Raw genomic sequence first — 13,317 nt, forward strand, 5'->3', positions numbered from 1 at the left:
CCCCGCACCCCGAGGCGCGCCATGCCGATACCGTCCACGCCCCTGTCAACGCCCGCGACGTCCACCCCGGTGGTCACGCCCCGGGTCGCGCTGGCGGTAGCCACCACGCTGTTCTTCATGTGGGGCTTCCTGACCAGCCTCAATGACGTGCTGATCCCGCACCTGAAGGCGGTGTTCGAGCTGAACTACACGCGGGCGATGCTGGTGCAGTTCACGTTCTTCGGCGCGTATTTCCTGATGTCGTTGCCCGCTGGCCGGCTGGTCGCGCACCTGGGCTACAAGAAAGGCATCATCGCCGGCCTCCTGATCGCCGCCATCGGCGCGCTCGGTTTCTGGCCGTCGGCGGCGCTGCGCACCTACGAAGCGTTCCTGGCCTCGCTGTTCGTGCTGGCCACCGGCATCACCGTGCTGCAGGTGGCGGCCAACCCGTACGTGGCGCTGCTGGGGCCGGAACAGACCGCCTCCAGCCGGCTGACCCTGGCGCAGGCGTTGAATTCGCTGGGTACCACCCTGGCGCCCTTGTTCGGCGGCCTGCTGATCCTGAGCACGACGGTCAAGAGCAGCGAGCAGATCGACGCGCTGCCGGCGGCCGAGCAGATCGCCTACCGCGCCGCCGAAGCGCAGTCGGTGCAGGGGCCCTACGTCGGCCTGGCCATCGCGCTGGCGCTGCTGGCGGTGTTCGTCTGCCTGTTCCGCCTGCCCAGCCTGACCGAGGCCACCGAGAAGGCCGACAGCGGCCACCACACCCTGCTCGATGCGCTGCGGCACCCGCACGTGCTGTTCGGGGTGCTGGCGATCTTCTTCTACGTCGGCGCCGAAGTGTCCATCGGCAGCCTGATGGTGAACTACCTGGCGTTGCCGGAGATCGGCGGCATGAGCGAGCAGCGCGCCACCCATTACGTGTCCGCGTACTGGGGCTGCGCCATGGTCGGGCGGTTCGCCGGCTCGTGGTTGCTGGTGCAGTACCCGCCGCGGCGCCTGCTGGCCGTGTTCGCCCTGGCCAACGTGGTGCTGCTGGGCGTGATCCTGGCCGCCAGCGGCGAGGTCGCGGTGTACGGCATCGTTGCCACCGGGCTGTTCAACTCGATCATGTTCCCGACCATCTTCTCGCTGGCCATCGAGCGCCTGGGGCCGCTGACCAACAAGGCCTCGAGCCTGCTGATCATGGCCATCGTCGGCGGCGCGGTGATCCCCCTGCTGCAGGGCATGCTGGCCGACCGCATGGGCCTGCACCTGAGTTTCGTGCTGCCGGTGGCGTGTTACCTCTACATCATTTTCTACGGCCTGGTCGGTTCGCGACCGCGGGCCGCCAGCGGCCAGGGAGGCTGAGGCCAGATGGGCAAGATTGTTTGTTTCGGTGAAATTTTGATCGATCTACTGGCGCAGCCGCCGGCCACGCCGGAGACCCCGCGCGCGTTCCTTCAGTATGCCGGCGGGGCGCCGGCCAACGTCGCGGTGGCGGCGGCGCGGCTGGGCGCACGCAGTTATTTCGCCGGCATGCTCGGCCGCGACATGTTCGGCGACTTCCTTGCCGACAGCCTGGCCGATGCCGGCGTGCTCACCGACTGCATCGTGCGCACCGATGCGGCCAAGACCGCGCTGGCGTTCGTCGCGCTGGATGCGGACGGCGAACGCAGCTTCAGCTTCTACCGGCCGCCGGCCGCGGACCTGCTGTTCCGGGCCGGGCATTTCCACCCGGCCTGCTTCAACGGCACCGGCTGCTTCCACGTCTGTTCCAACAGCCTGACCGAGCCGGATATCGCCGCGGCCACCTTCACCGGCATGGACCGCGCGCGCGACGCCGGCGCGGTGGTCAGCCTCGACCTCAACCTGCGTCCGGCGCTGTGGCCCGCCGCGGTCGACCCGACGCCGTGGCTGTGGCAGGCGCTGGAGCGCGCCGACCTGGTCAAGCTTTCGCGCGAGGAACTGGACTACCTGGCGGCCCCGTTCGGCGAGGACGGCGAGGCGCGGGTACTGCGGCGCCTGCTCGGCGCGCAGGCGCGCTGGGTGATCGTCACCGATGGCGCCGCGCCACTGCGCTGGTTGACCCGCGAGGCCCAGGGCCAGGTGCCCAGCTTCCGCGTGCCCGTCGTGGACACCACCGCGGCCGGCGACGCCTTCGTCGGCGGCGTGCTGTACGGCCTGGCCGAACGCGGCGGTACCGGCGCGGCGTTCGACGCGTTCTGCCACGACCACGATGCCATCACCGCCACCCTGCGTTTCGCCGCGGCGGTGGGCGCGCTGGCGGTCACCCGCAAGGGCGCCTTCGCCGCCATGCCCGAACTCGAAGAAGTGCAGCAGCTGCTACAGCAACAGGACGCCATCGCATGAACACTCCCGCTCCCGATTTCCGTTCCCCGGCCTTCCTGCGCGCGCACATCGCCGACACCATGGCGTTCTACCACCCGCGCTGCATCGACCCGGCCGGCGGTTTCTTCCACTACTACAAGGACGACGGCAGCGTCTACGACGCCCGCCACCGCCACCTGGTCAGCAGCACCCGCTTCGTCTTCAACTACGCCATGGCCTACCGCGAGTTCGGCAACCCCGAGTACCTGGCCGCGGTGCAGCACGGCGTGGATTACCTGCGCAACGTGCACCGCAATCCGGCCACCGGCGGCTACGCCTGGACCCTGCGCGACGGCACGGTCGAGGACGACATGAACCACTGCTACGGCGTGGCCTTCGTGCTGCTGGCCTACAGCTGCACGCTCAAGGCCGGCATCGAGCAGGGCCGCGAATGGATGGACGAAACCTGGCAGCTGCTGGAAACGCACTTCTGGGAGCCGCGGCACGGCCTGTACCGCGACGAGGCCGACGCGCACTGGAACTTCACCGGCTACCGTGGTCAGAACGCCAACATGCACATGTGCGAGGCGATGCTGGCCGCCTTCGAGGCCAGCGGCGAGCGCCGCTACCTGGAGCGCGCGCTGCAGCTGGCCGACAACATGACCCGCCGCCAGGCGGCCAAGGCTGGCGGGCTGGTGTGGGAGCACTACGACGCCGACTGGAACGTCGACTGGCACTACAACCTCGACAACCCGAAGCACCTGTTCCGCCCCTGGGGCTTCCAGCCCGGCCACCAGACCGAGTGGGCCAAGCTGCTGATGATCCTGGACCGCCACGTCGAGGCCGACTGGCTGCTGCCGACCGCGCGCCACCTGTTCGACAGCGCCGTCACCCGTTCGTGGGACGCCACGCGTGGCGGCCTGTACTACGGCTTCGCACCGGCCGGGCTGCAGCAGGCGCTGAACGAAGCGCAAGCATCGGCGCGTCCGGCCGTGGATGCCGGGGCTGCTGCGGAGGGACCGGCGGATATCTGTGATGACGACAAGTACTTCTGGGTGCAGGCCGAATCGCTGGCCGCCGCCGCGCTGCTCGCCCGGCGCACCGGTGACGACGCGTACTGGCAGTGGTACGGGAAGCTGTGGGCGTATTCGTGGGAGCACTTCGTCGACCACACCCATGGCGCCTGGTTCCGCATCCTCGACGCCGACAACCGCAAGTACGACGACGAGAAGAGCCCGGCCGGCAAGACCGATTACCACACCATGGGCGCCTGCCACGAAGTGTTGAATGTGGTGCGCGAGGGCATGCCGGGCTGAGGCCCGGCGACATCCGCCACGGCGACGACGGGAGGCAGGCATGCGCCAGGCGACATTCGGTTTTGGATCGATGCAAGTCCAGTTGGCAAAGATCTGGCGCGTGCTGCTGCCGTGCCTGCTGTGTGCCTTCGCCGGCATCGCCGCGGCCGCGCCGCTGCAGGCGCAGTGGAGCTTCCGCCTGTTGCCGGGCGATGCGCAGCTGCCGGCGCACCCCGGGCTCGATGCCTGGCGCCCGGCGCAGGTGCCGGGCAGCGTGCATGACGACCTGCACCAGGCAGGCGTGATCGGCGATCCCTACGTGGGCGCGGCCGAGGCCGGGCTGCAGTGGATCGGCCTGGCCGACTGGGAATACCGCGCGCGTTTCGACGTCGACGCGGCCACGCTGGCGCGCCGCCATGCCGAACTGCGCTTCGACGGCCTGGACACCTTCGCCGAGGTCAGCCTCAACGGCCAGCCGCTGCTGAAGGCCGACAACGCGCACCGCACCTGGCGCGCGCGCGTCGACGGGCGCCTGCGCGCGCAGGGCAACGAGCTGCGCGTCGTGTTCCGCTCGCCGATCCGCACCCTGCTGCCGCAGGTGCAGGCGATGCCGCACAAGATCGCCGGCAACTATCCCTCGCCCTATGGCGACGAGCCCAAGGACGCCATGGTCGGCAACTTCGCGCGCAAGCCGGCCTACCACTTCGGCTGGGACTGGGGCCCGCGCTACGTCACCGCCGGCGTATGGCGGCCAGTGCACCTGGACAGCTGGGACCAGCACCGCATCACCGACCTGGCCGTGCGCACCGACGCGCTGGATGACCAGCGCGCGCGCCTGGGCGTGCTGCTGCAGGTGGAGCGGGGCGCCACGACCGGCAAGGCCAGCGTCGCAGTGGATGTGCTCGACCCCGACGGGCGCCGCGTCGCCAGCCTCGAACGCGAAGTCACCCTGCATCCCGGCCAGAACACGGTGCAACTGCCGCTGGAGATCGCGCAGCCGCGGCGCTGGTGGCCGGTGGGCTATGGCGCACAGGACCGCTACACGGTGCAGGCGCGCATCGATGGCGGTGGCGATCCGGCGCGCGAGGCGCTGCGGCGCACCGGCCTGCGCACGGTGGAACTGCGCCGCGAGGCGGACGCCGATGGCGGCCAGGGCTTCGCCTTCGTCATCAACGGCGTACCGGTGTTCGCCAAGGGGGCCAACGTCATTCCGTTCGAATCGTTCCCGGCGCGGGTCACCCGCGAGCGCCTGCGCCACGACCTGCAGGCCGCGCGCGACGCCAACATGAACATGCTGCGCAACTGGGGTGGCGGCTACTACGAGAGCGACGACTTCTTCGACATCACCGACGAACTGGGCCTGCTGGTGTGGCAGGACTTCATGTTCGGTGGCGGCATGCAGCCCGGCTACGACCCGGGGTTCCGCGCCAACGTGGTGGCCGAGGCGCGCGACAACATCCGCCGCCTGCGCCACCACCCGAGCATCGTGCTGTGGTGCGGCAACAACGAAGAGGAAACCGCCTGGAAGGACTGGGGGCACGGGAAGGCGCTGGCCGCCGCCGACCCCGGGTTCGCGGCCAAGGTGTGGCAGGGCTACGTGGACCTGTTCGGCAACGACCTGCGCCAGGTGGTGGCCGAGGAAGCGCTGGGCGTGCCCTACTGGTCCAGCTCGCCGGGCAACGACCTGGACGCCAAGGCCAACGACTCCCGGCGCGGCGACAAGCATTACTGGGACGTGTGGGGCGGCCCGGCGCTGCCGGCGACCGCCTACCTGCGCGAGACGCCGCGCTTCATGTCCGAGTACGGCCTGCAGGCGTGGCCGCAGCTGTCCACGGTGGACGCATTTGCCACGCCCGACGAGCAGCACATCGACGGGCCGGTGATCCGCGCCCACCAGAAGTTCATGGCCGGCCAGGGCAACGAACGCCTGCTGCACTACATCGAGCGCGAGTACGGCACGCCGGCCTCGTTCGCCGACTTCATCTACCTCAGCCAGGTGATGCAGGCCGAGGGCATTGAACTGGCGGCGCTGCACCACCGCGCCTCGCGGCCGTACACGATGGGCTCGCTGTACTGGCAGCTCAACGACGTGTGGCCGGGCGCGTCATGGTCGAGCCTGGATTACTTCGGCCACTGGAAGGCGCTGCATTACCACGCGCGCCGCTTCTTCGCCGACGTGGTCGTGGCGGCGCTGCGCGACGACGACGGGGTCACCCGCTTCCGCCTGCTCAACGATGGCCGCCAGCCGCTCACCGCGCAGTGGCGCGTGCGGGTCATGGACGTGGCCGGTGGCGAGTTCGCGCGCCAGCAGGAAACCATCACCCTGGCGCCGATGGCCGCGACCGCGGTGGCCGATCTGGTCGATGCCGACCTGCTCAAGGGCCACGACCCGGCACGCAGCGTGGCGGCGTTCGAGCTGCTGCGCGACGGCGAGGTGGTCGCGCGGCGGCTGGTGCACTTCGTGCCGGCCAGGGAACAGGCGCTGGCCGCCGGCCAGCTGCGCGCCGAGCTGGTTGCCGACGGCGGCGACTATCGCCTGCGACTGCACGCCGATGGCCTGGTGCGCGCGGTGTGGGTCGATTTCGGCGACACCGGTGCCCGCGTGGACGACAACGCCTTCGACCTGCTGCCGGGCGAAACCCGCGAGCTGCGCGTGGACGCCGACGCCCGTCTCGATGCGCTGCGCGCCGCGCTGCGCGTGCACACCCTGGGCGACACCCTGCACGCCGCTTCCACTTCCCCGCACGACCCCGCTTCCACCCCGAGGACCCGATGATGAACCGAGCCCTGCGCAACGCCCCCCTGGCCGCCGCCCTGCTGCTGGCGCTGTCCGCCTGCAGCCCGCCGCCGCCCGCCACGCCGGCCGATGCGGCGACCACCGCCACCCCGGCCGCCACCGCCGACGTGCCGGCGGTCGACGCCGCCGAGGCCGCACGCATGGCCGAGCAGGTGCGCGAGGCCACCCGCCATGCCTGGCAGGGCTACATGCAGTACGCCAGGGGCCACGACGACCTGAAGCCGATCAGCGCGCAGCCGCGCGACTGGTACCCGGCGCCGCTGCTGATGTCGCCGGTCGACGCGCTGGACACGCTGCTGCTGCTGGGCCTGGACAAGGAGGCCAACGAGGCGCGCGAACTGATCGTCGGACAGCTGTCGTTCGACCAGGACATCGAAGTGCAGAACTTCGAGGTCACCATCCGCCTGCTCGGTGGCCTGCTGTCGGCCTACCAGATGACCAACGACGCGCGCCTGCTCAAGCTCGCCGACGACCTGGGCACGCGGCTGTCGCCGGTGTTCGACAGCCCCACCGGCCTGCCGTACACCCACGTCAACCTGCGCACCGGCAAGACCCGCGGCACGATCAGCAACCCGGCCGAGACCGGCACCCTGCTGCTGGAGTTCGGCACGCTCGCCAAGCTCACCGGCAAGCAGGCGTACTACGACAAGGCCAAGCGCGCGCTGGTGGAAACCTACAAGCGCCGCTCGAAGATCGGCCTGGTCGGGCTGAACATCGATGTCGAAACCGGCGAGTGGACCAACAAGGACGCCTCGATCGCCGGCGGCATCGACTCGTACTACGAGTACCTGCTCAAGTGCTGGAAGCTGTTCGGCGACGAGGACTGCAAGCGCATGTGGGAGGACAGCATCGGCCCGCTCAACCAGTACCTGGCCGACGACGTGCGCGAGGGCGAGCTGTGGTACGGCCACGCCGACATGGACAGCGGCGCGCGCACCTCCACCACCTACGGCGCGCTGGATGCGTTCATGCCGGGCCTGCTCGCCCTGGGCGGCGACCTGGACCGCGCCAAACGCCTGCAGGAATCCAACCTGAAGATGTGGCGGCTGCACGGCATCGAGCCGGAGTCGCTGGACTACGCGGCGATGCAGGTGCGCTCGCCGGGTTACGCGCTGCGTCCGGAAATCGTCGAGTCGGCCTACTACCTGCACCATTACACCGGCGACGCGCGCTACCGCGGCATGGGCAAGGAGTTCTTCGAGGACTTCGTGAAATACACCCGCACCGAACACGGCTTTTCGGCGCTGAAGGATGTGCGCAGCAAGGAGAAGGACGACTCTATGGAGAGCTTCCTGTTCGCCGAGACCTTCAAGTACTACTACCTGCTGTTCGCCCCCGCCGACACCCTGGACTTCGACGGCGTGGTGTTCAACACCGAAGCGCATCCGCTGCGCCGCACCTGGTGAGCGCACGCCGGCCCCCTCTCCCCGCGGGGGAGAGGGCGGCTGCGGTTGCGTCGCTTTAAACCTTTCTGCACCTGTCCGCCATCCAACCTCCAGTCGCGCACCTGTCGGTGCGCATCGGCCATACCCGACCCTGGAGAACATTGGATGCCGACCACGCTCCGCCGGCTGTTGCTGCTGGCGCTACTTGCCCTGCTGGCCGGCGCGCCGGCCACCGCTGCTTCCCTGGCCGATGCCAATGCCGCCGCCCGCGACTTCGTCCGCGCGACCATGAAGGCGCGGGGCATCCCGGGCCTGCAGGTCGCGGTGGTCCGCGATGGTCGCGTGGTGTTCTCCGAAAGCCACGGCCTGGCCAATGTTGAGAACCGCGTGCCGGTCGAACCCACGACCCTGTTCCCGATCAACTCCGCGACCAAGGCCTTCACCGGCGTGGCGGTGATGCAGCTGGAGCAGGCCGGGCGCGTCGACCTGGAGGCGCCGATCTCGACCTACCTGGCGGACCTGCCGCCGGCGTGGCGTGGGATCCGCGTGCGCCAGCTGCTCGCGCATACCTCCGGGTTGCCGGACATCGTCGACGCGCAGGGGCTGGTCGGCACCGGCGCGGAGCCGGACGCGTGGCAGGCGGTGGCGGCGATGCCGCTGCAGGCCGCGCCGGGCGAGCGCTTCGCCTACAACCAGACCAACTACGGGCTGCTGGCGCGGATCGTCGAAGCGCAGGGCGCGATGCCGTACGCGGCGTTCGTCGCCGACCACCAGTTCGCGCCGCTGCGCATGCACCGTTCGCGCTTTGGCGACAGCTACGACCTGGCCGCCGGCGCGGCCACCGTGTACAGCTTCCTGCCGCGCCGCAGCGATGCGCCGGGCATGCCCGCGCGGCTGTCGCACTGGTTCTACGACGTGCCGCACGGGCTGTGGGCGGGCGGCGGGATCCAGACCACCGCCGACGAACTGGCGCAGTGGCTGGTCACGCTGATGCAGGGGCGGCTGCTCGAGGCGGACGTACGCGAACGCATGTGGGCGCCGGAGCGATTGAACAATGGCGGCCTGGGTGACTGGGCCGCCGGCTGGCCGGTGGCCGGCACCGCCCCGCATCGCGAAGTGACCAGCATGGGCGGCGCCCGCGCGGCCTTCCGCATCTATCCCGACGAGGGCCTGGCGGTGGTCGTGCTGACCAACCTGGTCGGTGCCGACCCGCAGGATTTCATCGCCGGGATCGCCGGGTTCTATCGCACGGTGCCGGCCGCCGCGGCGCGCTGACCCGGTATCGCATGCCCGGCGCGCGGCCGGGCGCCGCGGTCAATACAGGTCCATCGGGTCCACGTCCAGCGACCAGCGCACGCGCCGTGCCTGCGGCAACGGGTAGACCTGCGGCATCAGTGTGTCGAGCAGGCCGTGCAGCGCACGCCGCTGCGTGGCCGACAGCAGCAGCTGGGTACGCTGGAAACCGGCGCGGCGCGGCATCGGCGCCGGCATCGGGCCGTAGCATTCGACCGGGCTGGCGTCGGGAACGGCCTGTTTCACCGTGGCCAGGAACGCATTGGCATGCTCCACCTGCCTGGCCTCGGCGCGGATCAGCGCCAGATGCGCGAACGGCGGGAAGCCGGCGGCCTCGCGCTGCGCCAGTTCGGCATCGGCGAAGGCGTGGTAGCCGCCGTTGACCAGCGTGTGCAGCAACGCGTTGTCCGGGTGGTGGGTCTGCAGCCAGACCTCGCCGGGGCGGTCGGCGCGGCCGGCGCGGCCGGCGACCTGGATCAACTGCTGGGCCAGCTTCTCGCTGGCGCGGAAGTCGGCCGAGAACAGGCCTTCGTCGATCCCCACCACCACCACCAGGGTCAGCCGCGGCAGGTCGTGGCCCTTGGCCAGGATCTGGGTGCCGACCAGGATGCCGGGTTGCGCGCCGAGGGTGGCCAGGGTCTGTTCCAGCGCGTCGCGGCGGGCGGTGGTGCCGCGGTCGATGCGCAGCACCGGGAAATCCGGGAACAGCTGCAGCAGCCGTTCCTCCAGCCGCTCGGTGCCGATGCCCTGCGGCTGCAGCGCCAGGCTGGCGCAGTCCGGGCAGGCCAGCGGCACGGGCGCGCGCGCGCCGCAATGGTGGCACTGCAGGCGGCGCCCGGCGCCATGCACGGTCATCGGGGTGGTGTGCAACGGCGTGCTGCAGCGGCTGCACGGCGCGGTCCAGCCGCAGTCGTGGCACAACAGCACCGGCGCGTAACCCCGCCGGTTCTTGAACACCAGCACCTGGTTGCCGGCACGCAGGTGCTGCTCGATGCCGGCCAGCACTTCCGGCGAGAGGCCGTCCTGCAGTGGCCGCTTGCGCACGTCGAACACCCGCACCGCCGGCGGTCGCGCGTCGCCGGCGCGCTGCTGCAGGCGCAGGTGGGTGTAGCGGCCGGCGCGCGCGTTGTGCAGCGATTCCAGCGACGGCGTGGCGCTGCCCAGCACCACCGGCACGTCCAGCGCCTTGCCGCGCACCAGGGCGAAGTCGCGGGCGTGGTAGCGGATGCCGTCCTGCTGCTTGTAGCTGCCGTCGTGTTCCTCGTCGACGATCAGCAGCCCGGCCTGCGGCAGCGGCGTGAACACCGCCGAGCGGGTGCCGACGATCACCCGCGCCTGGCCGCGCGCGGCCGCCGCCCACACCCGTGCGCGCTCGTTGTCGTTCAGTCCCGAATGCAGCGCGTGCACGGCGATGCCCAGGCGGCCGCGGAAGCGCGCCAGCATCTGCGGGGTCAGGCCGATCTCCGGCACCAGCACCAGCGCCTGCCGGCCCTGCGCCAGGCAGCGGGCGATGGCCTGCAGGTAGACCTCGGTCTTGCCGCTGCCGGTGACCCCGTCCAGCAGGAAGGGCTGGAAGCCGTCGGCCGCGGTGATCGCCGCGATCGCCGTCTGCTGCTGCGGGTTGGGGTCCAGCCCCGGCAGCGGCTGCGCAACCGCCGGTGCCGCCGCCAGCGCAACGCGCTGCGCGAAGCCGCGCTTGAGCAGGGCGCGCCCGGCCTCGCGCCAACCGTCCATGCGCGCGGCCAGCGCGTCCTCGGCCAGGGGACCGTCGCCGAGCAGCTCGGCCAGGCGTCGCGGCCGGCTGCCCGCGCGCAGCCGCGACAGGCCCTCGCGACCGGCCGCGGTCAGTTCCCAGCCCCACTCCTGGGTATCGGGCAGCGGTTCGCCGCGCCGCAGGGGCGCCGGCAGCGCGGTGGCGACCACCTCGCCGAGCGGCGCATGCGCATAGCGCGCCAGCCAGCGCAGCGAGGCGTACAGTTCACCGCCGAGCAGCGGCGGCCCATCCAGCCATTGCAGCGCCTCGCGCAGGGTCGCCGGGTCCTGCACCGTGCCGATGCCCTCGACCATGCCGACCAGCTCGCGGTTGCCGAACGGCACCTTGATCCGGCGCCCGGCATCGCCGGTGTCCGGCGCCGGACTGCCGGGCGGGGGCAGGTAATCGAAGGTCTGCGGCAACGGAACCGGCAGCGCGATGCGCAGGGTGGGGCAGGTGGGCATGGGCGGCAGTGTAGGGCGGTGGCCGGTGCCCGGCACACCCCCGCGCCCGCTGCCCGCGGGCGCGTTACTTGCGTGCGCTTGTGCAGCGCCAGAAGCATAAACACCGTGTAAACGCAGGCCCCGATTGGAGATTTGGGCTTATCCACACAACTTGTGGATAACTCTGTGCATCAGCGTTGTGCTCCACGCGTCCAAGGCGGTGGTTGAAGCCTTTCAGTCAACTTGGTCAAAAAATAGCCACGCCATCAATATATTTAAAATCAACAACTTGGCCGTGAAACAAAAGCGAAATGTGGGCGCGCTGGCGCAATCGCGGGCATCCGGGGCCGGACTATTGACGCTGTGCACAAGTTGCGGCATGGGCCGCCCGCAACGGCGTGAAGAGCGCGTGGAGGCCGCCGCCGGCGGCATCTGCAGGGCGGGATCGGCTGGGTATCATTCCCGCCGATGAAGGAGTCCACCTGATGGCTGCACCCGCCTCCCCCGCACCGGCCGCAGCCAGCGCCCTGTCCGCTTTCCTGAAAGGTGTCGAACGCCGCGCGCTGGTCGTCGCCAGCCTGCAGGGCGGCGACGAGGCCGCCGCCGCCCAGGCCGTGGCGGCCGCCATGCGTGCCTTTGCCGGCCCCGCCGCGGACCTGCCCATGGCCGACTGGCCGGCGCGCTTCTGGGCGTTGCTGTGCGGCAGCCCGCAACTGCGGGCAGCGTCCCAGGGCGGGCGCTGGCCGCCCGCGCTGCTGCACCTGCAGCGGCTGGCGCCCGACCCGCGGCTGGCACTGCTGCTGCGCGTCGGTGGCGGCCTGGACGAAGACGCCGCGGCCGCCGTGCTGGGGCTCACGCCCGAGGCATACCGGCGCGCGCTGGCCGCTGCCTGTCCACTGGATGCGCAGGGCCATCCGGATGCGCTGGCCTGGCGCGGGCTGGCCGAGCAGGTGCAGGCACGGGTCCGCGAGCTGCCGGCCGGGCAGGTACAACAGCTGGAACAACTGCGCGGGATGATGGCGGCCGCCGCCGCGCCGGCGCCGCGGCCGGCACCCGCGCCCCGGGTGGAGGCCGATGGACGCAGGGTACGCGCGCCGCGCCGTACCCGGGCGCGCTGGAGCCGGCGGACCTGGCTGTTGCTGTGCCTGCCGTTGCTGCTGCTGGCGCTGGTCCTGGCCTGGGGGTGGATCCGCCATGGCCCGGCGTTGCCGGGTGCGGCGGCGCCGGCCGCCGAGGGCGCGGTGGCGGACAACGGTCCGGTGCAGGTGGAAGCGCTGCCGGACGACGGCGCCCCCGCCGGGCCGGCGGCCGCCGGCAGCCATGCCGCCGACGATGCCGCGATGCTGGCCGATCCGGAGCTGGCGCTGGCGCGGGACGCCGACTTCCATGCCTGGTACGCCGCCGGCGGCCCGCTGCCGGTGGACGAATCGCAGGCGCAGCCCGGCCGCGCCGAACCTGCCGGCGGTGCACTGGAGACGGTCGATGCCGAGGATTGAGGGGCTGCTGGTGGTAGTGCTGGCGCTGTTGCCGGCCGCGCCGTCGTTGGCGGTGCCGGTGGCGCCTGTCCTGCCGGCGGGCAGTGCCACGCCCGCGCCCGATCCGGCGGTGGGCTGGCAGGCACTGGCCCCGGCCCAGCAGCGCGAGCTGCGCGCACGATATGCGGCGTGGCGCGCGCTGCCCGAATCCGAGCGCCAGCGGGTGCGCCGGGCCGCGGCCGAGGTGGCGGCATTGCCCGCGCCCGAGCGCGCGGCCGTGCGCAACCGCTTCCTCGGCCTGGACCGCCTGCACCGCGATGGCTGGCGGCTGGGCCCGCAGCTGGGCGCGCACTACCCGAAGCTGCAGCCGTTGCTGGGCTACCTGCCCGGACACCAGCGCGAACCGATGCTGGCGCTGCTGCGCCAGCTTGACGCCACGCAGTTGGCGCAGCTGGGCGTGCTGGCGCAGCGCACGCCGCCGCAGGAGCGCGATGCGCTGCGCGAGCGCCTGCTGGCGCTGCCGGCGGCGCAGCGCGGCGACTGGCTGCGGCAGCGCACCGAATCGCGCTGAGACGCGCACGCCGGCC

At 71.4% G+C, this 13,317-nt stretch carries 9 protein-coding genes; 8 read left to right on the top strand and 1 reads right to left on the bottom strand.

The genetic code is table 11. The features are described from left to right. Positions 1–21: 21 nt before the first annotated feature. The 6 genes from fucP to ACJ7VY_RS01480 all read left to right on the top strand — a co-directional run bounded on the left by fucP (position 22) and on the right by ACJ7VY_RS01480 (position 9,041). On the top strand, positions 22–1,329 hold the full coding sequence (gene fucP, locus ACJ7VY_RS01455; RefSeq protein ID WP_409476215.1) for an L-fucose:H+ symporter permease: 1,308 nt from the start codon (positions 22–24) through the stop codon (positions 1,327–1,329). A 6-nt stretch (positions 1,330–1,335) separates the two neighbouring features. Beyond that, entirely contained in the window at positions 1,336–2,331 is a 996-nt protein-coding gene (locus ACJ7VY_RS01460; protein WP_409476216.1) for a carbohydrate kinase family protein, read from the top strand. Continuing rightward, positions 2,328–3,605, top strand: coding sequence for an AGE family epimerase/isomerase (locus ACJ7VY_RS01465; RefSeq protein WP_409476217.1), 1,278 nt, complete (start codon positions 2,328–2,330; stop codon positions 3,603–3,605). The genes ACJ7VY_RS01460 and ACJ7VY_RS01465 overlap by 4 nt, the downstream gene beginning before the upstream one ends. Before the next feature lie 82 nt (positions 3,606–3,687). Next, positions 3,688–6,360, top strand: a complete 2,673-nt coding sequence (locus ACJ7VY_RS01470; protein ID WP_409476218.1) for a beta-mannosidase — start codon at positions 3,688–3,690, stop codon at positions 6,358–6,360. Beyond that, entirely contained in the window at positions 6,360–7,787 is a 1,428-nt protein-coding gene (locus tag ACJ7VY_RS01475; RefSeq protein WP_409476219.1) for a glycoside hydrolase family 47 protein, read from the top strand. Before ACJ7VY_RS01470 ends, ACJ7VY_RS01475 begins: the two co-directional genes overlap by 1 nt. Positions 7,788–7,931: 144 nt before the next feature. Continuing rightward, positions 7,932–9,041 carry a serine hydrolase domain-containing protein gene (locus tag ACJ7VY_RS01480; RefSeq protein ID WP_409476220.1) on the top strand — a complete coding sequence of 370 codons (1,110 nt, stop codon included), beginning with the start codon at positions 7,932–7,934 and terminating at the stop codon, positions 9,039–9,041. 39 nt (positions 9,042–9,080) lie between these two features. On the opposite strand, the gene ACJ7VY_RS01485 is transcribed toward ACJ7VY_RS01480, so the two are convergent. Beyond that, positions 9,081–11,276 carry a primosomal protein N' gene (locus tag ACJ7VY_RS01485; protein WP_409476221.1) on the bottom strand — a complete coding sequence of 732 codons (2,196 nt, stop codon included), beginning with the start codon at positions 11,274–11,276 and terminating at the stop codon, positions 9,081–9,083. 464 nt (positions 11,277–11,740) lie between these two features. Between ACJ7VY_RS01485 and ACJ7VY_RS01490 the strand changes: the two genes are divergently transcribed. Further along, positions 11,741–12,751 carry a hypothetical protein gene (locus tag ACJ7VY_RS01490; protein WP_409476222.1) on the top strand — a complete coding sequence of 337 codons (1,011 nt, stop codon included), beginning with the start codon at positions 11,741–11,743 and terminating at the stop codon, positions 12,749–12,751. Further along, entirely contained in the window at positions 12,738–13,301 is a 564-nt protein-coding gene (locus ACJ7VY_RS01495; RefSeq protein WP_409476223.1) for a DUF3106 domain-containing protein, read from the top strand. Before ACJ7VY_RS01490 ends, ACJ7VY_RS01495 begins: the two co-directional genes overlap by 14 nt. Positions 13,302–13,317: the final 16 nt, after the last annotated feature.

The organism is Stenotrophomonas sp. Y-13 (assembly GCF_046267925.1).
GTDB classification, from domain to species: Bacteria; Pseudomonadota; Gammaproteobacteria; order Xanthomonadales; family Xanthomonadaceae; genus Stenotrophomonas; species Stenotrophomonas acidaminiphila_A.

What these genes read in the sequence shown, in the direction of transcription:
- ACJ7VY_RS01460 (WP_409476216.1), top strand. Translation starts at nt 1,336, where the DNA reads ATGGGCAAGATTGTTTGTTTCGGTGAAATTTTGATCGATCTACTGGCG.
- ACJ7VY_RS01475 (WP_409476219.1), top strand. Translation starts at nt 6,360, where the DNA reads ATGAACCGAGCCCTGCGCAACGCCCCCCTGGCCGCCGCCCTGCTGCTG.
- ACJ7VY_RS01465 (WP_409476217.1), top strand. Translation starts at nt 2,328, where the DNA reads ATGAACACTCCCGCTCCCGATTTCCGTTCCCCGGCCTTCCTGCGCGCG.
- ACJ7VY_RS01480 (WP_409476220.1), top strand. Translation starts at nt 7,932, where the DNA reads ATGCCGACCACGCTCCGCCGGCTGTTGCTGCTGGCGCTACTTGCCCTG.
- ACJ7VY_RS01485 (WP_409476221.1), bottom strand. Translation starts at nt 11,276, where the DNA reads ATGCCCACCTGCCCCACCCTGCGCATCGCGCTGCCGGTTCCGTTGCCG.
- fucP (WP_409476215.1), top strand. Translation starts at nt 22, where the DNA reads ATGCCGATACCGTCCACGCCCCTGTCAACGCCCGCGACGTCCACCCCG.
- ACJ7VY_RS01490 (WP_409476222.1), top strand. Translation starts at nt 11,741, where the DNA reads ATGGCTGCACCCGCCTCCCCCGCACCGGCCGCAGCCAGCGCCCTGTCC.
- ACJ7VY_RS01495 (WP_409476223.1), top strand. Translation starts at nt 12,738, where the DNA reads ATGCCGAGGATTGAGGGGCTGCTGGTGGTAGTGCTGGCGCTGTTGCCG.